We start from the raw sequence: 25,434 nt of genomic DNA, 5'->3' as shown, positions 1-25,434 counted from the left end.
CCGCGCGCCTGGGGGGGCCCGCCCCCCGGGGGGCTGTGGGGCGCCCGGGGGGGGGGGCCCCCTGGGCCCCCCCCCCCGGGGGGGGGCCCGGGGGGGGGGGGCCCCCCCCCCCGGGGGGCCCCACGCCGGTGCTCCGCGAGGAGTTGGGCGCGATCGGCCGGGGTGCCGAGTGGACAATGTCCCGGGCCTGCGGCGGCCCGGCCGCGGGCCCGCACCGCGGGGCGCTGTGGGTGACGGGGCTGCTGGTCGCGGCCGCCGCCCTGGAGCCCGACGTCCCGCCCCGCGAACTGCCCGCCGCCGCCAAGCGGATCGCGGCCCACCCGGACCGGCGCGCCCCGCGCAAGCCCTCGCCGGGCTCGCAGGTCTCCGCCACCTACGGCGCGGCGGGGGCGCGCGGCGAGGCGCGGGCCGGCTTTCCCCATGTACGCCGCGCCCTGGACGCCCTGTCCCGGGCGCGGGGTACGGGGGCCACGGAGGCGCAGGCCCGCCTCGACGCGCTGCTCACCGTGATGAGCACGCTCCAGGACACCGGGCCGCTGTACCACGCGGGCCCGCCCGGACTGCGGCGGGTGCGGGACGGGGCGCGCGGCGTCCTCGAGGCGGGCGGCACGGCGACGGCCGCGGGCGCGGCCGCCCTGGCCAGGCTGGACGCCGAGCTGGGTGAACTCGGCGTCGCGCCCCGGGGCAGCGCCGCCGTGCTCGCCGGGGCACTCTTCCTGGACGGCCTCCCCGCGCCGCTGGCCCACCCCTCCAACAGGGCTGTCTGATCGGACCTTTGGGCGGCCCATCGTCAACATACCCCCCACCTGGGACTTCACCGCCTTTCTGAATGGAAATAGGTCGGAGGTCTTCCTTACCGCCGAGCGAGCCTGCACTATGCCCGGTAGTTCACAACCAGGTATGGGAGGCATGTACGTGACCTCAGGGACGGGGAACGGAATCTCTCGGCGAGGTGTGATCGGCACGGCCGCCGCCGTTGGCGCCGGAGGCTGGCTGACCGGATCCGGCACCACATGGGCCGCGCCCCAAGGAACCTCGGCCCGGGCGGGAAACACACATGAGCGGCTGGTGAGAGCCGCCGCCATGCGGTGGCGGCGGCTGCCGGGCGACTGGAAGGACGGGCCCTTCCTCGGCAACGGGCTGCTCGGTGTGCAGATCTACCGGGGCGCCACGGCCAACTCCGTGAAAGTCATGGTCAGCCACAGCCAGGTGCAGGACCAACGGCCGCAGTGGCGCGCCCCGTACGGCTTCTCACGGCTGCCCATCGGCCACTTCGACCTGACGCTCGCCGGCGAGGTGACCGATATCGACTGGACCCTCGACCTCTGGGACGCCGAGCTGCGCGGCACCGTCACCACCACGCGGGGCAGCGTCCGCTTCTCCATGCTGGTCCACAACTCCCGTACCGCGCTGCTGATCTCCACCCGACCGAGCGAGGGCGAGCAGTCCGCAGCCTGGTCGTTCACCTGGATGCCCGCCATCTCGCCCCGGCAGAAGGACAAGCCCGCGGACTACACGGGCAACCCCGACGCCCGCACCGGTTCCACGGGCGCCACCCACTACGCCCAGCAGCCCCTGATCGCCGGCGGCGGCTGGGCCACCGCCTGGCGCGAAAGGCGGGTGGGCACCGGCCGTCTGCTCGCCGCCCATATCGTCTACCGCTTCCCGGATGACTTGGACGGCACGACCGAGTTGGCGGTCGCCGAAGTGGCCCGTACGCTGGCCGCCGACCCGGACGAGCTGGTGCGCGAGCACCGCGGCTGGTGGCACCGCTTCTACCGGCGCAGCCTGCTGTCCGTACCCGACAAACGACTCCAGGACTTCTACTGGATCCAGCTCTACAAGGCCGCGTGCGCCACCCGGGCGGGCGGACCCTCGATGTCCGAGTGGGGGCCGTGGTACCCGGAGACCGGCGGCAGCTGGACCGCGGTCTGGTGGAACCTCAACGTCCAGATCGCCACCTGGCTGATCCAGGGGTCCAACCACCTCGAACTCGACTCGGTCACCTCCACCTTCAAAGCCTTCGAGAAGTATCTGCCGCTCTCGGTGCCGCCGGAGTACCAGGACGGCCAGACCTACGCCCTGGCCCACCCCTCCGACTGGATGCTGCGCCCCGGCGCGAAGACCGTCGGCATCCCCGGCACCGCCACCAAGACCGACAACAACGGCAATCTCATCTGGGCCATGCACAACGTCTGGCTCAGCTACCGCCACACCATGGACGTGCGGATCGTGCGGGACGTCCTCTACCCGATCCTCGTCAAGGCGGTGAACTTCTACGACCACTTCCTGCATGAAGGCGGCGACGGCAAACTGCATCTGCCGCTGACCCGGTCGCCCGAGTGGGCGGACGCCGAGGACTGCACGTACGATCTGTCGCTGCTGCGCTGGGGCTGCGCCACCCTGCTCGACTGTCTGCGCATCCTCCGTACGGACCATCCGCGCGCGCCGCGCTGGCGCGAAATCCTCCGGCGCCTGGTGGACTATCCGCGCGATGCGACCGGGGTCATGATCGGCGCGGACAAGCCGCTGACCGAGTCCCACCGCCACTTCTCCCATATGTTGTGGCTCTATCCGCTGGGCGAGCTGGACTGGGACCGGGCGGGCGACCGGGACATCATGCGCACGACCTTCGACCACTGGGTCAGGGACCGCGCATTGTGGGCGGGTTACAGCTACGGCGTCGCCTCCTCAATGGCCTCCCGGATGGAGCGGCCCGAGGATGCTCTGGACTTCCTCACCTTCTTCACCGACGGCAAGGTCGTCAACAACGCCTGGATGACACCCAACACCATGTATGTGGAGGGCGGGAACCTGGCCACGGAGAGCCCGCTGACGGCGACCCAGTCGATCCTCGACATGGCCGTGCAGAGCCACGGCGGCGTCGTACGGGTCTTCCCCTCCCTGTCGCGGCGCTGGCCGGACGCCTCCGTCCAGTCCCTGCGCGCCCAGGGCGCGTTCCTGGTGGACGCGGACCGCTCGGGCGGCCGGACGCGGTGGGTGCGCGTGCACAGCGAGTCGGGCGCGCCGCTGGTGCTGGCGCATGGCATCGAGGGCGCCATCGACGTACGGGACGAGAACGGCCGGCGCCTGAGGTACCGGGAGACGGCCCCCGGCCGTATCGAGATCCCGCTGGGCCGGGACGGGACGGCGGTCGTCGTGCCGCGTGGCACCGATCCCGACCTGGACCCGCGCGATGTGCCGGCCGTGGGCGACGCCAAGCCGTGGGGGCTGCCCGGCTGAGCCGTACCGGGCGTGGACAACTTGGGGCTTCGCCAGCACAGTTATGCCCACCCCGTGAAGGCGCGGGGTGGGCGGGCGGCTTACGATCCTGTGCCAGGACGCGCGGCCGGGGATCGTGCGCCGAACAGCCCTGAAAGCCCTGAAAGCCCTGAAATGAGGAGATCACACGTGACCGCTCAAGGGGTAGCAGCCCAGACCGGAAGCGGACCGGAGCCCCCCAGCAGCCCCCTCAACCAGGGCAAGCCGCACAGCGCCCGGATGTACGACTACTTCCTGGGCGGCAAGGACAACTACGTCGCCGACCGCCAGGCCGCCGCCAAGGTGCTCACCATGTGGCCGGGCGTCATGATCGCCGCCCGCACCAACCGCGCCTTCATGCACCGCGCGATCCGGTACCTGGCCGCCGAGCGCGGCATCCGCCAGTTCCTCGACATCGGCACCGGCATTCCGACCAGCCCCAATCTCCATGAGGTCGCCCAGTCGATCGCCCCGGAAGCCCGGATCGTCTACGCCGACAACGACCCGATCGTCCTCGCCCACGCCCAGGCCCTGCTGGGCAGCGACCCGCGGGGGCGCACCGCCTACGTCGACGCGAATGTCGCCGATCCGGACACCATCCTGAACGCCCCGGAACTCACCGAGGTGCTGGATCTGTCCCAGCCCGTCGCCCTGAGCCTGTGCGCGCTGCTGCACTTCGTCCCCGACGAGTGGGACCCGTACGGGATCGTGCAGCGCCTGCTCGAACCGCTGGCCCCCGGTTCGTATCTGGTGCTGAGCCACATCACGCCGGACTTCGATCCCGAGGCCACCCAGCGGACCGTGCAGATCTACCACAGTGGTGGCATCCAGGGAAAAATCCGCACCAAGGCCGAGGTGGAACGGTTCTTCACGGGTCTTGAGCTGGTCGAGCCGGGCATCGAGGTGCCGCACCGCTGGCACCCCGACCTCGCGGCCCCGGACACCGGGACGGCCACCGGCGATGTGACCGACGAGGAGGTCTCCTTCTGGGTGGGAGTCGCCCGTAAGCCGGGCTCCTGACCCGCCGTCCTGACCCGCCGGAACACGGGCCGCTCACACCCGGCCGCCGGGAGCGGCGCTTGCCTTCTGAAGATCCCTGCGCGTCAATGAGCCCCATCTTTTGACCGGGCATCAGCGATGCGGACATGGATCGGACGGGACGAGCGATGAGACGTACCACTGCCGGGTTACGCGCCACGGCCACCGCCGCCGCCTGCGCGGCGCTGCTCGCGGGGGCCGTGGCCCTGGCGCCCACGGCCGCCGCCGTGTCGCCGGACACCGCCACGGCCCCGTACAACTGCGGTACGTTCGGCACCGTGGAGCTCACCCTCCACGCGGCCCAGAACGGCACCAGGGCCACCATCACGCCCGGCTCCCCGGATCTGACCGCCCCGGTCGCGATCCCGGCGAACACCGTCTCCGCCACTCTGCGGTTCGAGAAGAACGGCGGCCCGGGGACGACCACGTTCACCAACGAATCCAGCCCGGCCATTCCGGCGGGTTTCCCGATAGTGGTCACGCTCGTCGGCACGGTGGCGCCGGGCGACAGTCTGGACTCCTATCTGGGCGGCGGCTCGCTGCGCATGTCGATCGGGGCCGCCCTGGTGACCTGCGACGCGCTGGCCAAGCAGACGCCGGGCCCGTTCGTCTTCGACTGATCTCAGCGGCCCGCATCACTTACGGCTTGTGGCCGACCGCCTCCGCGTAGAACGAGCGGTCCACGACCCGGTCCTCGCGCAGCGGATCGCCCTCGGTCACACCGGCCGCGGCGTACGCCTTCTGCAGACGGTCCACCGTGCCGTGGCGGATCTCCCAGTCCATGCGCAGCGACGGCACGGCGGACAGTGTGTCCGGCTCGGTCTTGAGCGCTTCGCCGAGCTCCTTCACAAACGCCTTGTCCTTCTTGTAGTCCCCGGCGAAGTAGGTGTTCACGGTGCGGATGTAGGCGCGCAGAAACGCCACTCCCGCGTCCGGATCGCCCGTCAGCAGATCGGGGCCGAAGAGAAGACCGCCCAGCGGTTCGCCCTGCGGCTGACCGCCGAGGAAGGCGTAGCCGGCGTCGCCGTCCACCTCGCGCCACACCGGGTCGAGCAGCCATGCCGCGTCCACACCGCCGTTCTTCAGCGAGGTGAGGACTTCGGCGGGGCCCAGCTGCTGGAAGCGGACGCTGTCCACGTCGGCCTGGTGCTTGGCCAGCACCTTCTCCATCGGATACATGATGACCGAGCCCTTGCCGATGAGCGTCCCGACGGTACGGTCCTTGAGCCCGACCTCACCGGCCGTCTGCCCGGGCCGCAGCCTGGCCCAGAACCCGCTCTTGGATCCGGGCGCGGGCGAGAAGTTGCCGGCGACCCAGCGGATGTCGAACCCCTGCCGGATGCCGTTGAGCACACCCGCCTCCGGCGCCGCGTACTGGACGTCGATATCGCCCTTGGCCAGCAGCGGCAGCGCGTCGGGGGTGGGCAGCAGCTTCACCTCGACGTCCAGCTTCTCCTTGGCGAACTCGCCCTTGGCCAGGGCGATCTGCAGCGGCGCCAGGTACTCGGCGTTCAGGGTGCTGGCGGAGACGACGACCTTCGTCTTCTTCTTCAGCGGCTTGGGCGCGGGCGCGCCGGGCGCACAGCGGGCCGGCGCGCGGTCCTCGGACAGGTCGGAGGGGTCGGTCCAGCCCTTGGTGCAGCCCGCGACGGGCGCGATCGGACGGGCCTTGCGCTCGGCGCCTGAGTGCGCCGAGTCGGAGGTCTGCACATCGCAGGCGGTGAGGGGGCCGAGGACGCCCAGCAGGGTCACGGCGGTGGCCAGGGCGCGGGTGAGGAAGGGTCCGGGTGCTGGCATGGGTGTTGCCTTCCGGTTCCGGTGAGGCCGAGTTGACATCAGGGATCAGGATCGGGGGAAGGTGCGGTCAGGACCGGGGGCGGCCGCGGTCCCGCGGGGCCCAGGGGGTGAGTCGGCGGCCGACGAAGCGTACGAGTTCGGAGAAGACCACGCCGAGCACGGCCACACAGACGATGCCGACGAACATCACGTCGTTCTGGAACAGCGCCCGCGAGTCGAAAATGAGATGGCCGAGCCCGTTGTCCGCGGCGATCTGCTCGGAGGCGACGATCACCAGGACCGCCACCCCGGCCGCGACCCGCATGCCCACCAGGACCTGCGGCAGCGAGGCGGGCAGCAGCACATGGCGGAACATCTGCCAGGGCCCCGCGCCGAAGACCTGACCGGCCTCCCGGTACCCCTCCGCGACGCCCATCACGGCCGCCATCGTGGAGATCCAGACGAAGAAGAAGACGGTGGTGGCCACGAGCGCGATCTGCGGGCCCTCGCCGAGGCCGAACATATTGAGGAACACCGGCAGCAGCGCGAGCTTGGGCACCACGTACAGCGCGTCGAGCAACGGCTCAAGCGCCGCGCGGACGATCCGCACCGCGCCCATCAGCAGCCCGACGGCATAGCCCGCGGCCGTGCCGACCGCATAGCCGGCCATCACCCGCTGGAGCGTGGCCCATACGTCCGGCCACAGCTTGCCGTCGGCGGCGCGCTGCCAGCCGTCGGCCGCGATCGTGGAGGGGGCGGGGTAGACGCGGGGGTCGATCCAGTGCCGGTACGCGGCGAGCTGCCACAGCAGGATCAGCGCCGTGGGCACGGCGACGGCCAGGGAGATCTCGAGGGCGAGACGGCTCCGATGGGCGCGGACCGGATCGCGCTCCCGGGGCCCGGGGCGCCGGACCAGCACGGTTTCGGCGGGCCCGTCCGGCGCCGCATCGGCCTGGGCGGCCCGGTCCGCGCCGAGCGCGGCCTCGCCGTTCATGAGCGCTTCCCCGCGGGCTGCGCCATCGCGGCGCCACCGGCTCCCGTCTGCACCTCGCCGCGCAGCAGCTCCCACAGCTCGGACTGCAACGCGGCGAACTCCGGGGAGCGGCGCAGCTGTCCGGTGCGCGGGCGCTCGAACGGCGGCCGCCGTTCGGCGATCACCCGGCCCGGCCTGGCGGACATCACCACCACCCGGTCCCCGAGCACGATCGCCTCCTCCAGGCTGTGGGTGACGAACAGCGCGGTGGTACGGGTCGCCTGGCACACCGCGAGCAGTTCGTCCTGGAGGATGGTGCGCAGCTGGGCGTCGAGCGCGGCGAACGGTTCGTCCATGAGCAGCACCTCCGGCTCCACGGCGAGCGCGCGGGCGATCGCGACCCGCTGCCGCATACCGCCGGAGAGCGCGGCCGGGTAGGCGTCGGCGAAGTCGGCGAGGCCCAGCCGATCCAGCCAGTCCCGGGCCCGTGCGTTGGCGGCCTTGCGCGGCACGCGCTGCACATCGAGGCCGAAGCGGACGTTGGCGAGCACGGTCTTCCAGTCGTAGATCCCGTAGTCCTGCGGGATCATCGCGGCCGGGTGGCGCCGGCCGGCGCGCAGTTCGACCTCGCCGCCGCTGGGGCGGACGAGCCCGGCGACGATGCGCAGAAACGTCGACTTGCCGCAGCCGGACGGGCCGACGACGCAGCAGAACTCCCCGTGTTGGACATCCAGATCGAATGGCCCGAGCGCGTGTACGTGCCTGCCCGAGTGCCCGAAGCTGCGGGTCACCGCGCGGGCGCGCACCTTCGGTGCGGCCGTGGGTGTGGTGTGCGGCTCCACCCCGTGTCTCCTCCCGCTGTTTTCCAAGAGAAGATATGACGACCCGTCAGATTGAGACAAGAGTCGGGACACCACCGACCGCCGGCCGGACCCGCCGACCGACTATCGGCCGGCCGCTCCGCCATCGCGCCACCAGTGGCGCAGCACCTGCTCGGCGGGCTTGCCGTGCGGTGTGTAGGCCAGGCGCCGCTCGGTCTCGCCGCTGTCCGGCCAGTCGTCCCACATCCACCAGCACACCCCGGCCCACCACGACTGGTCGTCGAAGGCGGTGAGCAGGGCCCGGTAGGCGGCGGACTGCTCGTCCGCCCCGGCGCGGTGGCTGATGGTCCAGGAGTACGGCGCGGCGGCGGTGCCGCTCTGGCTGACGTAACCGGCCTCGGTGAACAGGATCTTCTTGTCCTCCCGGGCGGCGAACGCGGCGAGTTCGGCGACGATCGGCTTCCAGCCCTTGGCCAGCCGCGCGGGGTCGGTCGTGGCGGTGTCCGCGAGCGGCCAGTATGCGTCGATGCCGATCAGGTCGAGGGAGCTCCAGAACCCGACGTGGGTGTACTCGTCGTAGTTGGCGGCGTAGGTCAGCGGGCCCCGGTAGGCGCCGCGCACCGCGGCGATCACCTTCCGCCAGCGGCGGCGGTCGGCGGAGGTGCCGGCCAGTTCGGTGCCGACGGCGAACTGCTCGACGTCCAGATCCTCGGCCAGGTCGGCGTAGTGGGTGATGAAGCGTTCGTACGCGGTGAACCACGCCTCCCGGTCGGCGGGCTTGATAGCGGCGCGGTCGCCGCCGTCCACCAGGTCCACATGGGGTTTGAGCATCACCTTCAGCCCGGTGGCGTGGGCCAGGCCGACGATCCGGCGCAGACTGTGGTCGCTCGCCGTCTCCTCGGTGGTGTGGATGGCGGACCGGCGTATCCCGTCCTGGTACCAGGTGGGGGTGAACACCACCCATCGGGCGCCGGTGTCGGCGATCTGCCGCAGATAGCGCCGGGCCTCGCGCCGGTCGTAGTCATCGGCGTTCCAGGCGGGCAGGGTGATCCCCCGCATCCGCCGGGCCGGTCCGGCGCCGGGGGCGGCGGAGCCGGTGTGGCCGCTTCGGTGTGAATCGGGCGGGTCGTCCCCGCCGGTCGAGCATCCGGTCAGGACGGCGACGGCGGCGGTGACCGCCGCGGTCGCCCGCCTCAGCGCTTTCATCGGACAGGGCCTTCCTCGGGCGGGGCCCGTTCCGGGTCGGCGACTGGTCGGAGGTCCGGGGAGCGGCAGCGCGGCACCCGGCTGGCGGTGGCGGTGAACGGCCGTCATGTGGTCGGTTTCACTGACCAGGAGCGGCCCTGTACGGAAGGCAGCGTGGGCGCCTACACCGAGGACGCCCACGCCGAACTCCGTGACATCACCGTCCCGGAGCGCTGACCAGGAACGGGTCGGGGGCCAGAATCGAGTCGGGGGCCAGAATCGGCTCGGCGGCCAGGGTCGGCCCCGCCACCACGACCGGTTCCCTGACCAGGAGCGGCTCCGCCGGTGTGCGCGGCTCCGGGAGCCGTGGCGCGGTGGGTGCCGGATGCGTGGCGCGGGTGAGGAGCACCACACCGCGCGCGGCCACCACGGCGCCCAGTCCGGCCAGCGCGACCCCGGCGGGGCCGCCGTGGACACGCTCGCCGAGCAGGGCGATTCCGATGGCCGCGGCGGCCATCGGGTTGGCCAGGGTCAGAACGGCCAGCGGTGCGCCGAGGCCACCGGTGTAGGCGGTCTGGGACAGCAGCAGCCCGCCCACGGCCAGGCCCGCGACGAGTACGCCCACGATGGCGAACCGCCAGGTCAGGGCCAGGCCCGCGACCGTCAGGGTCTGGGTGAGCGCCGATGCGGCCCCGGAGGTGATGCCGGAGGCGGCGGCGTGGCCGAGCCCCCGGCCGCGGCGGGCCTGGATGAGCAGGGCGACCAGGGCCAGCACGATCGCGGCGACGGCGAGCGCGGCGACGGTGCCGAGCGTCCTGTCGGGGGCGCCGTCGCCGACGGTGAGCGGCAGCAGCGCGCCGAGGCCGACGAGGGTGAGCGCGGTGCCCCGCCACTCGTCGTGGGTGGCGCTCCGTCCTGCCACCCGGGCGCCGAGCGGCACGGCGGCGACCAGCGTAAGCGCGCCGAGGGGCTGGACCAGGGTGAGCGGCCCGAATTTGAGGGCTGCCACATGGAGCAGGGCCCCGGAGGAGTTGAGTCCGACGGTCGACCACCAGGCGCCCTGCGCCAGCAGTCGCCGCAGTCCGCCCGGGCCGGTGCGGGCGGCAAGGCGCTCCTGTGCGACGGCCGCGGTCGCGTAGGCGACGGCCGACAGGAGTGCGAGGGTGACGGCTATGAGGGTGGCGTTCACGGCATTACCCGGCCCCTTTGGATATGGACGTGCTGCGATACATCTGCGTATCGATACAACAGTGTATCGGCACAGGCGCGTATCGATACGCTCGTGTACCGTGTGTTGTGCCGCACAGTCGCATACCGCACCCCCTCACCTCAGTCGACCACGGTCGACAGGGGCTGAGGCACCAGCGGAAAAGCTCATAGCGGGAGGAGAGTGCCGAGCTGATGGCAGCGCCCACCACGGCGGACACCCAACGCCGCTCCAAGATCAGTCCCGAGCGCGAGCAGGAGATCTTCGACGCCGTCCTCGCCCTGCTGACCGAGGGCGGCTATGAGGCGTGCACCTTCGAGGGGGTCGCCGCCCGGGCCAAGGCGAGCAGGTCCACTCTCTACCGCCAGTGGAAGACCAAGCCCCAGCTGGTCGCCGCCGCGCTGCGCCGCTGTGACCGGCGCATGGCGCTGGACGGCATCGACACCGGCAGCCTCGTCGGCGACCTGAGGGAGACGGCGCGCGTCGTGGGGCGAATGTGTGACTCGGACACCACGTTGCTGTACGCGCTGGGCCATGCCGCGCTCAGCGATTCGAGCCTGCTCCAGGCGCTGCACGACGCCCTGTTCTCCCGTGAGGTGTCGGTGATCGCCGTCATGGTCCGGCGCGCGATCGAGCGCGGCGAGATCCCGGCGGACAGCGTGGCGGCCGAGTTCGTCCCCGCCCAGCTGATCGGCGTGATGCGGGTCAGATCGCTGCTGGACGGGAAGCCCGCCGACTCCGACTACCTCCTCCGCTTTCTCGACGCGTCGGTCTTCCCCGCGCTCGGTCTGTCCTGACCCCGCCCGGCCCGCCGTGACCGGGCGGCCGGGCGGCCGGTCACGGCGCGAGATCGCGCAGTTCGAACCAGTCGAAGTCCCCCGCGACCCGGGTCCCGCCCAGGTCCTGGACGCAGACCCCGACGAACGCCCCGGTGAACCGCAGCCGGTCCCCGTAGTCGTCGGAGAGCCTGGTCGCCTCCAGCGCCGGACCGACGTCCTGCCAGGACACCCCGTCCGGCGAGGCGGCGAAGCGCAACTCCGGACCGTCGAAGCGGGCCCGCAGATGCACCAGCGGCCACGCGTCGACGTCGAGTTCGCAGGAGGGCAGCTCGCCGTACGCGCCGTCGTCCGTGAACACCACGCCCAGCACCCGGCCCCTGCCCTCCACATGGGTCAGCCGCAGGTAGTAGTGGGTGGTGGTGTCGTACCAGCAGATCAGGCCCGCGAGCTGGCTGAAGTGGGAGGGGCGGAAGTCGACCACCGTCGTCGCCTCACAGCGCACCGATGTCAGGCGGCGGGCGACCAGGCTCTGGTCGTAGCGGGAGTGCGGGCTCTGGCGGCCGCGCAGCCGCAGATGGCCGGGGCGCTCGGTCAGGCTCAGCCACTGGGGGGTCGCGGGGGCGCGCAGGGTGTTCCAGTACCCGGCGAGCTCGGGCGCGTCGAAGTCGTCGCGGGCGGGCCGGACCGGCGCCGGGGTCGGCGCGACACCCCGGGGCGCGGCCACCTCCAGGCTCGGCAGATGGCCGCCGTCCGCCAGCCGCAGCCAGCCGTCGTCGGTCCACTTCACCCGCTGGAGACAGGTCTCTCGGCCGAGCACACAGCGCGCCCCGGCGAGCGTACGGACCGGGCGCGAGGCCAGATGCGCGAGAAACCACTCCCCCTCGCCCGTCCGCACCAGCTCGCCGTGGCCGGCCTTCTGCAGTGGCCACTCGGGCGCGTCGCGAGTGGTCAGCAGCGAGCCGGCCGGGTCGAGCTCATACGGCCCGGTCAGCTCGCGCGAGCGGGCCATCAGGATGCCGTGGTTCCAGCCGGTGCCTCCCTCGGCGAGCATCAGGTAGTACCAGCCGTTGTGGCGGTAGACATTGGGCCCCTCGATCAGCACATCGTGGGTGAGGACCGTGCGCGGCGCCCCGATCAGGGCCTGTTTTGCGGGGTCGTACTCCTGGAGCAGGATGCCCGCGAAGGCGGGGTGTCCATCGCGCGGATCCCACTGGATGTTGAGCAGCCAGGTGCGCCCGTCCTCGTCGTGGAAGAGGGAGGGGTCGAAGCCGGAGGAGTTGAGGAACACCGGCTCCGACCACGGACCGGAGATGTCCGGGGCGGTGACGAGGTAGTTGTCGACGTCCTTGTACGGATGGCCGATGGTGCGCACGATGCTGTACGCCAGCCAGAACCGGCCGTCGTGGTACGAGAGCGAGGGCGCCCACACCCCGGCCGAGTCCGGGACGCCGCGCAGATCGAGCAGGTCGGCGCGGTCCAGGATATGGCCGGCCGGCTCCCAGTGGACCAGGTCCGTGGAGCGGTGCACGGGCACGCCCGGGAACCACTCGAAGGTGGAGGTGGCGAGGAAGTAGTCCGCACCGACGCGCACAATGCTCGGGTCCGGGTGGAATCCGGGCAGCACGGGGTTGCGGATATGGCCCGCGGTCATGCAGGTCCTTTCGTACGGCCTAGCAGCGATAAAGGGCGGTCAGCCCTTGACGGCGCCCTGCATCACACCGGCGACGATCTGCCGGGACAGCAGGAGGAAGACGAGCAGCAGCGGCAGCACCCCGATGGCGGCGCCGGACAGGATGAGCGTGTAGTCGAGGGCGTACCCGCTGGCCAGCGAGGACAGCGCGGTCTGCACGGTCGGGGTGACGGACGGATCCAGGACGATCAGTGGCCACATGAAGTCGTTCCAGGTGGCCATGAAGGTGAACATGGCGAGCACGGCGGCCTGCGGGCGGATCGCGGGCAGCGCCACATGCCAGAAGATGCCGAGTGTGGAGCAGCCGTCGACGCGGGCGGCCTCGACGAGCTCGTACGGCACGGACTCGTCGCAGGCCTGCCGCATCCAGAAGACGGCGAAGGCGTTGACGAGCGCCGGGACGATGACGGCCTTCAGGGTGGCGATCCAGCCGAGGTTTCCCATCAGCATGTACAGCGGGATCATGCCGAGCTGGGTGGGGAGCATCGCGGTGATCACCACCGCGACGAACAGGGCGTTGCGCCCGCGGAACGGCAGTTTGGCGAAGGCGAACCCGGCGAGCGAGGACAGCAGGACGCAGCACACCGTCACCGTGGTGGAGACGATCAGCGAGTTGCGCAGGGCCAGCCAGAAGTCGACGGTGTCGTAGACGCGCTGGATGTTGTGGAGCAGATTGCCGCCCGGCGTGAGGGTGAGCAGCGAGTCGCCGATCGCCGAGTTGTCGCGGGTGGGCAGGATGAAGGAGTAGTAGAGCGGGAACACGGAGGCGGCGAGCACGCCGACGAGCGTGGCGTAGACGAGGAATCCAGGGCGCCGGCCGCCGTCGGACTTAGGCCGGCGGCGGCCGGTCGTGGAGTGGGTGGCGAGGGCCATGACGGCATCAGTCCTTCGAGGCGATGCGCCGTGACAGCGCGTAGTTGATGCCGGAGACGACGGCGATGAGCAGGAACATCACCCAGGCGAGGGTGGCCGCGTAGCCCGCGTTGAACTCGCGGAACCCCTTTTCGTAGAGGTACATCATCAGCGTCTGGAACTGCCGGTCGCTGCCACCGGTGCCCTCGGTGCCCTGGATGTCGAAGAGCTGGGGCTCGGTGAAGGTCTGCATGGCGCCGATGGTCGACATGACGACGGAGAAGATGATGGTGGGGCGGATGGAGGGCACGGTGATCGACCAGAAGATGCGCCGCCTGGAGGCGCCGTCGAGCATCGCCGCCTCGTTGAGCTCGCGCGGGATGCCCTGCATGGCGGCGAGGAAGATCAGCGCGTAGTAGCCGGCCCAGCGCCAGATGATGATGGTGGCGACCGCGGGGATCGCGGTCCAGCGGCTGGCCTGCCAGTCGACCCGGTCGATGCCGACCAGGCTCAGCACATCGTTGACGATACCCGTGTGGAAGCCGTAGAGCTGCGCGAACACCAGGCTGACGGCGACCACCGACACGATATGCGGCAGCACGACCCCGGCCCGCCAGACCGCGCTGGCGCCCAGCTTCCGGTTGAGCACACCGGCGAGCCACAGCGCCACGGCCAGTTGCACTCCGGTGCCGAGCACCAGCAGCAGGGTGGTGTTGAGCAGCGCGTTCCAGAAGTACTCGTCGGCGAAGAGGGCCTGGTAGTTGTGGAGTCCGAGCCAACCCTGGTCGCCTTCGATGATCGCCCACTTGTGGAAGGAGATCCAGCCGGTGTACAGCAGCGGCCAGACCGCGAAGACACCGAAGATCACAAAGAACGGGGCGATGAAGACATACGGGGTGTAGCGCAGGTCGAAGCGGGTCAGACGGGATCGCCAGGCACGGCGTCGGAGGTGGTGCCCCGGGGCGGAGGCCGTGGTGGCCTCCGCCCCGGGGCGGGTCTCGGTGACCGTCATTCGGGTCAGTCCCCCGCCACCTTCTTCGCGTCGGAGACCGCCTGGCTCCAGGCGTCCTCCGGCTTCTGCTTGCCCTGTTCGACCCGGAGCAGCGCGTTCATGAAGGCGGTGGCCACATCGCTGTCCTTGGTGCCGCGGTAGATGGGCTGCATCTTGTCGACGGCCTCGGCGAAGATCTTGCCGGTGGGGGCGTTGGAGAAGTACGTGTCCTTCTTCGCCTGCACGGTGGGGTCGTTGTAGACCGACGGGTGGCTGGAGAGATAGCCCTTGGAGAGGAAGAGCCTCTTCTGGACCTTCGACGAGGTCAGCCAGCGGGCGAGCTCGACCGCCTCCTTGGTGTGCTTGGTCTGCTTGGGCACCAGCAGATAGGAGCCACCCCAGTTGCCGCCCTGAGGGGCCGCGGCCACCGACCACTTGCCCGAGTTGCCGGGGCCGGAGGCCTCCTTGGTGCGGTCCAGCTTCCAGGCGGGACAGACAGCGGTTGCCGCCTTGCCGGTCTTCAGGGCGTTCGCCATTTCCGGGGTGAAGGGCGGGTATCCGCCGCTGACCTTCCGTACGGACATGTTCGCGGCGGTCAGGAAGTCCTGCTTGAGGCCGGAGTTCTCATCGGCCATGAACGAGTCGTCGGATTCGGAGAAGAACGTCTCCTTGTGCTGGTTCTCCATCCCGACCCAGATGTCTCCGGTATTGGCGGTGAAGGAGGCGTCCTTCACCTTGGCCCGGAATTCCTCGCCGACTTCGGTGAACTTGTCCCAGGTGGGCCAGAGTTGACCGACACGCTCGGGGTCGGTGGGCAGCCCGGCCTTCTTGAAAAGATCGGTGCGGTAGCAGATGCCGAGCCCGCCGATGTCGGTGCGCACACCCATCACGTACTTGCCGTTCTCGACCGTGCCGTAGTCGTACGCCCACTGCACCCACGGGTCGTCGGTGTTGTTGACGCCGTGGTCGGCGAGGTTGACGAAGCGCTGGTAGCTGGGCTTGAACTTGCCGATGGTGTCGTCGCCGAGGCCCACCACATCGGAGGCGCCGCGGTTCGCCGCGAGCTGGGTGACCAGCTTCTTCGGCAGGTCGTCGACAAGCACCTCGCGGATCTTGATGCCGGGGTGGCTCTTCTCGTACTCCTTGTACAGGTCCCGGTATCCGTAGTCGACCTGGGTGGTCACGGTCAGCGTGGTCTTGCCGTCCGAGTCGCCCGCGCCGCTTCCGCAGCCCGATGCCGTGAGGGCGATGACCGTGGCTGTGGCCGCCACCACCCAAACCCTTCGGCTGGCGTGGTACTTCATGCCCTCACCTCTCTGCTTCCATGTTCAGCATTGCGCCCTTGCAAGTTCGGGATTTCGAAAGTTTCGACGCTGGAGCCGCGCGGCGGAGCCGCATATCGAAAGGACTCTTCGCGGATTCTTCTTCCCTTTGCGCCGTGTCCAGGCGGCCTCAATGTAGGAACCGGTTGTCATGCGGTCAATGTTTCGGTCGCGTAAGCGGCGCTATTCGAAACTTTCGGTGCCGGTCGGCGCCCCGCCGAGCCATGACGGGCGGGTTACGCGGGCAAGGTCTTACTCGCCCGGATCTTCACGGATCTTCGTCGACAGATCGGAACGGTTCGTATGAGTGGCACGACTCGGTCGCAGCAGTGGTACGCGGGAGACTCCCGCGACGCCTTCATCCACCGCGCCTGGATGCGCCGCGGCCTCCCCGACCACGCCTTCGACGGCCGACCGCAGATCGTCATCTGCAACACCTGGTCGGATCTGACGCCCTGCAACAGCCACTTCCGTGAGATGGCCGAGCATGTGAAGCGCGGTGTGTGGGAGTCCGGCGGTGTGCCGCTGGAGCTGCCGGTGCCATCGCTGGGCGAGACCCTGCTGCGCCCGACCGCCATGTTCTTCCGCGACCTCGCCGCGATGGTCGTCGAAGAGCTCATCCGCGCCAATCCGGTGGACGGTGTCGTCCTGCTCGGCGGCTGCGACAAGACGGTTCCGTCGCTGCTCATGGGGGCCGCGTCGGTCGATCTGCCCACGCTGATGGTCACCGGCGGCCCCATGCTCAACGGCTCCTGGAAGGGGCGCCCGCTGGGGTGCGGCACGGGGGTCTGGGAGATGAGCGAGGAGGTGCGCGCCGGGCGGATGCCACGCTCGGATCTACGGCGCGCGGAGTCGGCGATGATCCGCAGCCGCGGACACTGCAACACCATGGGCACCGCGTCCACGATGGCCTGTGTCGCCGAGGCGCTGGGCATGACACTGCCGGGGAACGCCGGGCTCCCGGCGCCGGACAGCCGGCTGCTGGAGCTGTCGCATACGGCGGGCAACCGCATCGTCGAAATGGTCGCCGAGGACCTGCGCCCCAGCGCCGTACTGACCCGCGAGGCCCTGCTGAACGCGGTGCGCGCGGTGGCCGCCATCGGCGGGTCCACCAACGCCGTCGTCCATCTGCTGGCCCTCGCCCGCCGGGTCGGCGTGGAGATCGGCCTGGAGGACATCGACCGAGCGGGCCGTGACATTCCCCTGCTCGCCGATGTGCAACCCGCCGGAGCCCATCTCATGGAGGACTTCCACCGGGCCGGCGGCCTGGACGCGGTGCTCGGGCAGATCAAGGACCGACTGGAGCCGAGCGTCACCGTCTCCGGCTGCTCCCTGACCGATCAGATATCCGGCCGCGCCAGCACCGACCTCACCGTCATCCGCACCGCCGACGGGCCCATCGCGCACCAGGCCGGGCTCGCCGTGCTCCGCGGCAACCTGTGTCCCGACGGCGCGGTCGTCAAACCGGCCGCCGCGACACCGGAGTTGCTGCGCCACCGGGGCCGCGCCGTGGTGTTCGACGGCATCGAGGACTTCCACGCCCGGATCGACGACCCCGAGCTCGAGGTGGCGGCGTCCGATGTGCTGGTCCTCCGGGGATGCGGTCCGCGCGGCTACCCCGGCATGCCCGAAGTGGGAAACATGCCACTGCCCCGCAAGGTGTTGGAGTCCGGTGTACGGGACATGGTCCGGATCAGCGACGCCCGTATGAGCGGCACCGCCTTCGGCACCGTCGTTCTGCACATCGCCCCCGAGTCCGCGGCGGGCGGGCCCCTCCGTCTGGTCCGCACCGGCGACTGGATCGAGCTGGACGTGGAACGGCGGGTGCTGAGGCTGGACGTGCCGGACGAAGAACTCGCCGCACGCGAACCGGTGACCGCCGCCGCCCCACCGGCCGAGAGCGGATGGGAGCACATCTACCGCGCACATGTCGAGCAGGCCGACCGGGGCGCCGGTCTGGACTTCCTCGCCGGAACCCGCGGGTCCTTCGTCGCCCGGGAGTCGCACTGACGGCCCTCACCCCGCGGTGAGCAGAGCCTGGCGCCGGGCGGCCGAGACGGGATTGTCAGTGGCATCCGCAATGCTGTTTTCGGATGTGAGCAACCGTCTCGGCGCAGGCGCCAGGCTTGGAGGTCGATGGTCGTGAACGCGGAAACGACCGCGTGGGAGCAGTGCAGTACGGTCCGGGTGATTCCCCCCGTACGGCCGCGCAAGCTGGCGAAGGTTCCCTTCGTCGAACTGGCGGAGGGCCGCTTGCAGGGGGTGGTGTCCAGCGGCTCGGACATCGCCCGGGTGTATGTCTCGTCGATCGCCGCGCGCACCCATGACTACAGCTGTAGTACGAACAACAACCGTCCGTGCGGCGGGGCCAACGGGGGGCCGTGCAAGCATCTGTGCGCGCTGGTCGACGAGGCGGTGCTGCAGTACGGAATCGACCGCGTGGCCCGCTATCTGCACGTCGAGGTGGGCGACGAAAACGGGGACGGCCCGGGCGCGGACCTGATGAGCCGTCTGTCGGGCTCGCGCGAGTCCGCGCCGGCGGCCGTGGTGTTCAGCCGCTTCCTGCGGCACCTGGCCTATCTGGAGCTGCCGGACACCACGGCGCCCGTCCCCGAACTGCACTGGTTCCCGGCCACGGAGGCGGTCCGCTGATGCTCGGTGTGCAACTGGCCGAACTGCTCGACGCCGATCCGCCCGGGGTCGCGGAAGCCCTCGACCTGATGGCCGGCTTCGACGACACGCTCGTCCACGGGCTCGCCCGGCTGGGCGAAGAGCGGGCCGCGGCGCTGACTGCCCTGGCCGGCGCCGTCGCGGCCTCCCCCTTGGGACCGGCGGTGGCCGAGGCCGCCGGAAAGGTCGCCGCCGGCTCCGTCTCGGACGACCACCTGGCGGCCCTGGCGGGCGCGCGCACCGCCCTCTTCGGCGCGGTGCACGACGCCCGGCTGGCCGACCTGGACGCCGCGCTCGGACGCACCAGGGAGGCGTGGCAAGAGCCGCCCGCGGCGCCGCCCGAGGCGCAGAGCATGCTCGCCGGATCCCGGTCATGGCTCCGCGAGCTGGCCATCGCCGGCTGGCGTGGCGTCGGCCACGACCTGGTATCCGCCGCGGACCAGACCATCGAGGCCCTGCTGGCCGAGCCCGAACTGCGGCGCCTGGCGGTGCTCCTGGACGGCCTGGCGGCGGAGCTGCGCGCGTCCTCCCCGCTCGCGACGGCGGAGCGGCTGCCCGCGCGGCGCTGGGCCGACCTGTGGGCGCGCGCCATGACGCTGTCGTGGGAGGGCGGACGTTCCGGCGCGGCCCCGCCGGTCGAGTCGGTGTCGGGGCGGCTGCTGCTCCTCGGCGTGGACGTACACGAACACGGCACCGCCGTGCAGGCGCAGGTCCACGCGGTCCTGGAGCCCGCCGACGGCGCACCGGCGCGCCTGGTGCGTACGAGCGTGGTCGCGGCGAAGGTCGACACGATCGTCGGCCCGGCTCTGTGGCGGCTGCTGCACGGCCATCCCACGCTGTTGACCGCGCTGGCGGAGCGACGCGCCCTGGAGGTCGCCGATCTGCCGCTGCTGGCCGGTGGCGACCTGGTGTGGCACGACGACCGGGCCACCGCGGGCGAGCCCGCGGACCCCTTCGCCACCGCCCGGATCCAGCTCGCCGGCGCGCTCGCGCCGCCGGTCCCGCCGCTGGAGCGCCATCCGGTGCGCATCGCCGAACCGGTGCTGCTGGAGGGGTACACCACGGACGGGAGCGCGCTGGAGCTGGCCGGGCGGACCCTCCCCGTCGACCTGGACCGGCTGCCCGCCTGCGGGCCGCTGACGCCCGCGCTGGTGGCCGCGTCCTCCGCCTGTATAGGCCTGCTCCGCCGGGACGGCGGGCGCTGGATGGTGCAGCCCCTGGCCGTCCAGGCGACGGTCAAGCGCAAGCCGGTCGAGGTGCACGGCGGCGACTGGGCGCTGGGGATCACGGATCCCAAGGTCGCCAAGGCCGAGGCCAGGGCGGGCGACGCGGTCGCCGTGCTGCGGGAGCGAGCGGGACGGCTGCTGCGGAAATGACCGACATCACGCATGAGACCACGCACGAGACGCCGTACGACGCCGCGCATGACACATCGGTCGGCGGCGCCGACGAGAACCGGCGGCAGGTGCTCTACTGGCGGCTGCTGGCCCGGCTGTTCGACCCCGAGGAGCAGCCCGCGCTGGAGGCCGCGAGTGTGTCCATCGTCGACGACCTCGGGCTGCCGCCCGCGCTGCTGGACCCGGCCGTGTCGGTGGACAGCCTCGTCCAGCGCTTCCCCGGCCTGGAGACCGAGTTCCAGGGCCTGATGGCGCCCTCGGACGACGGCACAGTCTCCTCGGACGAGGATGAGGACGAGGACGGGGACGAGGACAAGGACGGCGCCGCTCCGGAGGACTCCGGGGAACAGGTGCGCCGGGCCGCCCTGGTGTCCAAGCTCCTGCTCAATGTGTTCAACACGGGAGCGGGCGATGTGACGGCCAAGCAGCTGGCGGACTGGCAGCGGGACGCGGGCTGGTGCAAGCAGGCGCTGGGCACCGAGGGTTCGGAGGAGCTGAGCGGCACCCTGTCGGCCCTGGAGGGCGAGCTGGTGCGGCGTATGCGGCTGCGCGAGGTGCTGGCCGATTCGGCGCTGGCCAGATCGCTCACGCCCAGCATGTCGCTGATCGAGCAGCTGCTCCGGGACAAGGACAATCTCTCGGGGGTCGCGCTCGCCAACGCGAAGGCGCTGATCCGCCGCTACGTCGACGAGGTCGCGGAGGTGCTGCGCACCCAGGTGCAGCAGACCAGCGTGGGCACCATCGACCGGTCGGTGCCGCCGAAGCGCACCTTCCGCAACCTCGACCTGGATCGCACCATCTGGAAGAACCTCACCAACTGGGACCCGGAGAGCGAACGGCTCTATGTGGACCAGCTGTTCTACCGCCACACCGCCAAGCGGACCGCGCCCGCCCGGATGATCGTGGTCGTCGACCAGTCGGGGTCGATGGTCGACTCGATGGTGAACTGCACCATCCTCGCCTCCATATTCGCGGGGTTGCCCAAGGTGGACGTCCATCTCGTCGCCTACGACACCCGGGCGCTGGATCTGACCCCTTGGGTGAACGACCCGTTCGAGGTGCTGCTGCGCACCAGGCTCGGGGGCGGTACCGACGGTACCGCCGCGATCGCCCTGGCCCGGCCGAAGATCGCCGATCCCCGTAACACCGTGCTGGTGTGGATCTCCGACTTCTACGACAACCGGGCGCTGATGACCGACTTCGAGGCCGTGCAGCGCTCCGGGGTGAAGCTGATCCCGGTCGGCTCGGTGAACAGCTCGGGGCGGCAGAGCGTGGACCCCTGGTTCCGCGAACGCCTCAAGGATCTCGGCGCGCCCGTGATCTCCGGACATATCCGCAAGCTCGTGTTCGAGCTCAAGAACTTCCTCGCCTAGGAGACCGACGAATGAACGACAACAACATGCTGCGCGCGCCGGCCGAGGTGAAGTACGCCGAAGAGCTCGACTGGCTGGAGTCGATCGACGACGGCCCCAAGCCGTTCTCCTGGCGGCTCAGCCCCCGGATGGTCCGGCTGTTCGTCCTCGGGTCCGAACCCTCCGACGGGCTCGACCGGCAGATCCCGCAGAAGTGGTTCGGCGACCGCAGCTTTGTCGAGCGCAGCATCGTGACGCTCGCCTCGGACCGGGGACTGCTGCTGATCGGTGACCCGGGCACCGGCAAGAGCTGGCTCGCCGAGCTGCTCTCGGCCGCCATCTGCCGTAACTCGACCCTGGTCGTCCAGGGCACCGCGGGCACCACCGAGGACCACATCAAGTACTCGTGGAACGTCTCGATGGTGATCGCCAAGGGACAGTCCCGGGAATCGATGATCCCCTCGCCGATCATGACGGCGATGGAGCGGGGCGTGATCGGCCGCTTCGAGGAGCTGACCAGGTCCACCAGCGATGTGCAGGACGCGCTGATCTCGATCCTGTCCGAGAAGTATGTCTCCATCCCGGAGCTCGACGACGACAACATCGTCTTCGCCCAGCCCGGGTTCTCCATCATCGCCACGGCCAACAGCCGTGACCGGGGTGTGAACGACCTGTCGTCGGCGCTCAAGCGGCGGTTCAACTTCGTCCGCATCCCGGTGGTGACGAACAAGCGCAGCGAAGCGGAGATCGTCCGGTTCCGCACCAGTGAGCTGCTGCGCCGGCACCGGATCGAGCTGGAGGTGCCGCCCACGCTGCTGGACATCCTGCTGCAGAGCTTCGCCGATCTGCGTACCGCGTCGGCCTCGGCCACCAGCGACGACGACAAGCTCGAATCGGCGCTGTCCACCGCCGAGCAGATCGGCGTGCTCGAGGACGCCATTCTGCACAGCCAGTTCTTCGGCGACCGCGTCCTCGGCGCGCGGACGCTTGCCGGTTCGCTGGTGAGTTCGCTGGCCCGGCGCAGCCCCGAGGACCTGGCCATCCTGAACAAGTTCTGGCACGGCGTCGTGGAGCCGCGCAGCAAGGACGAGGGCGGGCCCTGGCAGGACTTCCTGGAGGGCGGCCGCGAGACGATCGCGACCCTGTCATGACGACGGTGAGCCCCCAGAGTCCCGCGAGCACGCCGGGCAGGCCGAGTCAGGCGGTTCCGCCGAGCACGCCGAGCGGATCGGGTTCGTTGGGCGGATCGCATCCCTTCGGTGCGCTCCGTGAGCAGCTGCGCGACGCCGCGGCCACCTTCGCCGGCGAAGCCGGCGCCGTCCCCGGCATCCTGTCGGGCATGGTCGACGACGTCGACCGGGCGCTGCGCGAAGAGCTCGAGATCTTCCCGGTGTGCCATCACTCACCGGCCTCGGCGCTGGCCATGGTGCGGCGGCTGCGGGAGAAGCAGCCCAAGGTCATCTATCTGGAGCTGTGCGAGGATCTACGGCCGCTCCTGGACGAGCTGCGCAACTGCCGCCTCCCCGTGGCGTTGCAGGCGTTCGCGACCGACATCGACGGCTTTCCGCTCGACTGGGCTCCGCTCAGCGTGGTGGCGCCCATCACCGAGGCCTCGGCCGAGTACCAGGCCATCGCCTACGCCCTGGACAGCCCGGACGTGGAGCTGATCCTGGTCGACCGCTCCACGGACCATGTCTTCCAGTGGACACCGCGGGAGACCGCCGAGCCCGCGGAGGCACCGGCCGCGGCGGGCGACAGTGCGGACGGTGCCGAAAGAGACACTGCCCGCCACGACGAGGCCGCCCTGCACGGCGACGCGGTCGGCATCGAGATCGGCGATCTGCGGCCCCGCTTCGCCGAGTTGGAGGCGCATCTGCTCCACCACGGCAAGGTCCGCCACTGGTCCGAGTGGTGGGACCAGTATGTGGAGCAGCCCCTGGTCGGCGCGGACTACGACACATACCGACAGGTCATGGTGCTGATCGGCAGCCTGTTCCGGCGGCTGCGCCCGGACCGGCACGCGCGCAACGCTCAGGACGAGGACCGCGAGCGCTATATGTGGACGCGGATACGCGAACACCTGGCGGCCTCGGGCGCCGACCCGGCGGGGTGCCTGTATGTATGCGGCGCCTTCCACGCGGCCAGCCCGGTCGAGCAGTTCGGGCTGGCGGCCGAGGGCGAGCCGTACGAGATCAGCCCCCGTACGGAGACCCGCTGGATGTACGGGCTCATCCCGTCCAGCCACTCCGCCATCGAGGCGCAGTTCGGACTGGCCCCGGGGGCGGTGTCGATCGCCTCGGCGACCTGGGGCAAGGCGCTGAAGCGCAGCGGTGTCACCCCGTTCCGCCCGGCGGGCGAGAAGGGAGGGAAGAAGCGGGCGGTACGCGGGCGTGCCCGGCCGGCCTCCGCGCAGGCCTCCGCTCCGAGTTCCCCGGAGGGGGTCGCGGACCGGCTGTCCGGGTTCCTGGCCACCCCGCCGGTGCTGGACGACCTCGACGAGGCCGAGCTGCTGGGGTGGTGTGTCGACATCGTCGGACTGGCGCGCCGCAATGGCTATCTCGCCAGCACGGCCGACGCCATCGCGGTGTTCGAGACGTCCATCCTGCTGGCCGGGATGCGTGGCCGCGGCCGCCCCACGCCGTACGACTTCGAGGACGCCGCGGTCACCTGCATCGAGAAGGACACCGTGCCGGGCCGCCGCGATGTGCGCCGGCTGTGCGAGATCCTGCTGGGCGGCGATCGCATCGGCGCGGTGGGCTATGACGCGCTTCCGCCGCTGGCCCGCGATGTGCTGGACCGTCTGGAACCGCTCGGGCTCAATCTCCAGGCGCGGACGAACCAGCGCGCGTTGCTCGATCTGCAGGCCGACCCGGAGCTCAAGCCCTGCTCCGATCTGCTGTGGATTCTGCGTCGGCTGCTGGGGGACACGGCCCGTCCGATCATGGGCGCCCGCAGGCTGGGCGAGCGGTCGATCCAGGAGAGCTGGGACCTGGCCATCGGCCGCAACCAGCGCTCTCTCGTCGAGCTCGGCTACGAGGGCGTCACCATCGAGCAGGTGCTGGAGCAGCGGCTGCGCCGCGACGCCTGGGCGCCCGAGGCCACCGCCGCGACCGCGCTCGAGGCCGTGGAGGAGGCCATCCTCTATCTGGGCAGCCGACGGCTCGCCGACGAGCTCGGGGCGCGGGCCGTGGAGCTGCTGACCGCGGAGCGCACCGTGGACGGCGCACCCCGGGTGCTGCGGCAGATCCGCCGGTTGCTGGCCCACTACCGGGCCGCGGAACCAGAGCTGCCGCAGTGGTGCGAACGGTTCGTGACGGCGGGCTATGCGCACTACTGCACGCTGCTGCCGACGGCCTTCGCGGACGAGGCCACGGGGCTGCGCCAGGTGGCCGCCATGCTGGGGTTCCTGTTCGAGATGGAGAGTTTCGCGCTCTCGCTCGGGTGCGACCACACCCAGCTCGAACTCGCCGTGCGGCAGTCGCATCCCGAGGCGCCCGACAAGGTCGCGCTGGTGTGGGCGGCCCGGTCGCGGCTCGGCCTGATGTCCTCGGCCGAGCTGCGCTCACGCTGCGCCGAACTGCTGGCCAACCCGCTGGTCGTCCCGGCGTTCCCGCGCTATATGAGCGGGTTCGTACAGGCCCTGGAGCCGGTGCCGACGCTGACGCCGTTCGTGGTCGAGCAGCTGTCCAAGGCGTTCGCGCGGCTGCCCGACTCGGTTCTGCTCCCCTGGCTGCCCAAGCTGATCACGACGCTGCGCGACGGTGCGCGGGAGCTGGTGCCGGTGCTGGTGCGCGAGGCGGGCCGCACCTTTCCCGCCGCGCTGTCCGCGGTCGACGCCTGGGTGCCGCCGTGGTCGGCGCGGCCGACGGCATCAAAGGCGGCGCCGGGTCCGCAGGCCGCGCCGGGCGGGGTGGTCGCGCGGCTGCTGGCCGCCCATCCGGCGACCTGTGACGCCGTGGCCGGGTCGCTCGGGTACGACGCGGAGTGGCAGGACACCGCGCTACCCGCCGGCGGAGCCGAGCGGCGGGAGGTGGGCGAGCTGCTGACCCGGTATCCGCAGACCGCGGACGCCGTGGCCAGGCTGCTCGATCTGCGGCCGGTCGGATAGCGAGTGCGCGGG

General features: G+C 70.9%; 21 protein-coding genes. 12 read left to right on the top strand and 9 right to left on the bottom strand.

Annotated features, from left to right (window positions below):
• From ACH4U7_RS02570 to ACH4U7_RS02555, 4 genes are all read left to right on the top strand, one after another.
• On the top strand, positions 1–767 hold a 767-nt coding region (locus ACH4U7_RS02570; RefSeq protein ID WP_398526179.1), incomplete at its 5' end, for a triphosphoribosyl-dephospho-CoA synthase.
• Between the two features lie 301 nt (positions 768–1,068).
• On the top strand, positions 1,069–3,243 hold the full coding sequence (locus ACH4U7_RS02565) for a glycosyl hydrolase family 95 catalytic domain-containing protein (RefSeq protein WP_398526178.1): 2,175 nt from the start codon (positions 1,069–1,071) through the stop codon (positions 3,241–3,243).
• A gap of 168 nt (positions 3,244–3,411) precedes the next feature.
• Complete coding sequence (locus ACH4U7_RS02560) at positions 3,412–4,281, top strand: SAM-dependent methyltransferase (RefSeq protein ID WP_398526177.1); 870 nt, start codon at positions 3,412–3,414, stop codon at positions 4,279–4,281.
• A gap of 146 nt (positions 4,282–4,427) precedes the next feature.
• Positions 4,428–4,919, top strand: a complete 492-nt coding sequence (locus tag ACH4U7_RS02555) for a hypothetical protein (RefSeq protein WP_398526176.1) — start codon at positions 4,428–4,430, stop codon at positions 4,917–4,919.
• 19 nt (positions 4,920–4,938) lie between these two features.
• Here ACH4U7_RS02555 and ACH4U7_RS02550 read toward each other — a convergent pair whose 3' ends face one another.
• The 4 genes from ACH4U7_RS02550 to ACH4U7_RS02535 all read right to left on the bottom strand — a co-directional run bounded on the left by ACH4U7_RS02550 (position 4,939) and on the right by ACH4U7_RS02535 (position 9,075).
• Positions 4,939–6,096, bottom strand: coding sequence for an ABC transporter substrate-binding protein (locus ACH4U7_RS02550; protein WP_398526175.1), 1,158 nt, complete (start codon positions 6,094–6,096; stop codon positions 4,939–4,941).
• Positions 6,097–6,163: 67 nt separating this feature from the next.
• Complete coding sequence (locus tag ACH4U7_RS02545; RefSeq protein ID WP_398526174.1) at positions 6,164–7,069, bottom strand: ABC transporter permease; 906 nt, start codon at positions 7,067–7,069, stop codon at positions 6,164–6,166.
• On the bottom strand, positions 7,066–7,890 hold the full coding sequence (locus tag ACH4U7_RS02540; RefSeq protein ID WP_398526173.1) for an ABC transporter ATP-binding protein: 825 nt from the start codon (positions 7,888–7,890) through the stop codon (positions 7,066–7,068). Before ACH4U7_RS02540 ends, ACH4U7_RS02545 begins: the two co-directional genes overlap by 4 nt.
• 102 nt (positions 7,891–7,992) lie before the next feature.
• Positions 7,993–9,075 (bottom strand): glycoside hydrolase family 113, encoded by a 1,083-nt coding sequence (locus ACH4U7_RS02535; RefSeq protein WP_398526172.1) that lies wholly within the window; start codon positions 9,073–9,075, stop codon positions 7,993–7,995.
• Between the two features lie 87 nt (positions 9,076–9,162).
• Here ACH4U7_RS02535 and ACH4U7_RS02530 point away from each other — a divergent pair, with 87 nt between their 5' ends.
• A complete protein-coding gene (locus ACH4U7_RS02530; protein WP_398526171.1) occupies positions 9,163–9,291 on the top strand; it encodes a hypothetical protein in 129 nt (42 codons plus the stop codon).
• Here the strand turns inward: ACH4U7_RS02530 and ACH4U7_RS02525 are convergent.
• Complete coding sequence (locus ACH4U7_RS02525) at positions 9,272–10,243, bottom strand: hypothetical protein (protein WP_398526170.1); 972 nt, start codon at positions 10,241–10,243, stop codon at positions 9,272–9,274. The genes ACH4U7_RS02530 and ACH4U7_RS02525 overlap by 20 nt on opposite strands.
• A gap of 212 nt (positions 10,244–10,455) precedes the next feature.
• On the opposite strand from ACH4U7_RS02525, the gene ACH4U7_RS02520 reads away from it, so the two are divergent.
• Positions 10,456–11,058 carry a TetR/AcrR family transcriptional regulator gene (locus ACH4U7_RS02520; RefSeq protein WP_398526169.1) on the top strand — a complete coding sequence of 201 codons (603 nt, stop codon included), beginning with the start codon at positions 10,456–10,458 and terminating at the stop codon, positions 11,056–11,058.
• 40 nt (positions 11,059–11,098) lie between these two features.
• Here the strand turns inward: ACH4U7_RS02520 and ACH4U7_RS02515 are convergent, their stop codons facing one another.
• From ACH4U7_RS02515 to ACH4U7_RS02500, 4 genes are read right to left on the bottom strand one after another with little or no spacing between them, the layout of a single operon-like run.
• Positions 11,099–12,691, bottom strand: coding sequence for a glycoside hydrolase family 43 protein (locus ACH4U7_RS02515; RefSeq protein ID WP_398526168.1), 1,593 nt, complete (start codon positions 12,689–12,691; stop codon positions 11,099–11,101).
• Between the two features lie 39 nt (positions 12,692–12,730).
• The gene (locus tag ACH4U7_RS02510; protein WP_398526167.1) at positions 12,731–13,603 is read right to left on the bottom strand and encodes a carbohydrate ABC transporter permease; all 873 of its coding nucleotides are present in this window, start codon (positions 13,601–13,603) and stop codon (positions 12,731–12,733) included.
• A 7-nt stretch (positions 13,604–13,610) separates the two neighbouring features.
• Positions 13,611–14,594 (bottom strand): carbohydrate ABC transporter permease, encoded by a 984-nt coding sequence (locus ACH4U7_RS02505; protein WP_398526166.1) that lies wholly within the window; start codon positions 14,592–14,594, stop codon positions 13,611–13,613.
• Positions 14,595–14,599: 5 nt separating this feature from the next.
• The gene (locus ACH4U7_RS02500) at positions 14,600–15,877 is read right to left on the bottom strand and encodes an extracellular solute-binding protein (protein ID WP_385619552.1); all 1,278 of its coding nucleotides are present in this window, start codon (positions 15,875–15,877) and stop codon (positions 14,600–14,602) included.
• Between the two features lie 321 nt (positions 15,878–16,198).
• Here ACH4U7_RS02500 and ACH4U7_RS02495 point away from each other — a divergent pair, with 321 nt between their 5' ends.
• The 6 genes from ACH4U7_RS02495 (at position 16,199) to ACH4U7_RS02470 (ending at position 25,422) form a co-directional block, all read left to right on the top strand.
• Positions 16,199–17,905, top strand: coding sequence for an IlvD/Edd family dehydratase (locus tag ACH4U7_RS02495; protein ID WP_398526165.1), 1,707 nt, complete (start codon positions 16,199–16,201; stop codon positions 17,903–17,905).
• Positions 17,906–18,037: 132 nt separating this feature from the next.
• A complete protein-coding gene (locus tag ACH4U7_RS02490; RefSeq protein WP_398526164.1) occupies positions 18,038–18,547 on the top strand; it encodes a hypothetical protein in 510 nt (169 codons plus the stop codon).
• On the top strand, positions 18,547–19,941 hold the full coding sequence (locus ACH4U7_RS02485) for a hypothetical protein (RefSeq protein WP_398526163.1): 1,395 nt from the start codon (positions 18,547–18,549) through the stop codon (positions 19,939–19,941). Before ACH4U7_RS02490 ends, ACH4U7_RS02485 begins: the two co-directional genes overlap by 1 nt.
• Entirely contained in the window at positions 19,938–21,335 is a 1,398-nt protein-coding gene (locus tag ACH4U7_RS02480) for a VWA domain-containing protein (RefSeq protein WP_398526162.1), read from the top strand. Before ACH4U7_RS02485 ends, ACH4U7_RS02480 begins: the two co-directional genes overlap by 4 nt.
• A gap of 11 nt (positions 21,336–21,346) precedes the next feature.
• Positions 21,347–22,465, top strand: coding sequence for an AAA family ATPase (locus ACH4U7_RS02475; RefSeq protein WP_398526161.1), 1,119 nt, complete (start codon positions 21,347–21,349; stop codon positions 22,463–22,465).
• Positions 22,466–22,551: 86 nt separating this feature from the next.
• The gene (locus ACH4U7_RS02470) at positions 22,552–25,422 is read left to right on the top strand and encodes a hypothetical protein (protein ID WP_398526160.1); all 2,871 of its coding nucleotides are present in this window, start codon (positions 22,552–22,554) and stop codon (positions 25,420–25,422) included.
• Positions 25,423–25,434 lie beyond the last annotated feature (12 nt).

This window comes from Streptomyces sp. NPDC020845 (assembly GCF_044334165.1).
Classification (GTDB): Bacteria; Actinomycetota; Actinomycetes; order Streptomycetales; family Streptomycetaceae; genus Streptomyces.
This window is presented reverse-complemented; position numbering and strand designations above follow the sequence as displayed.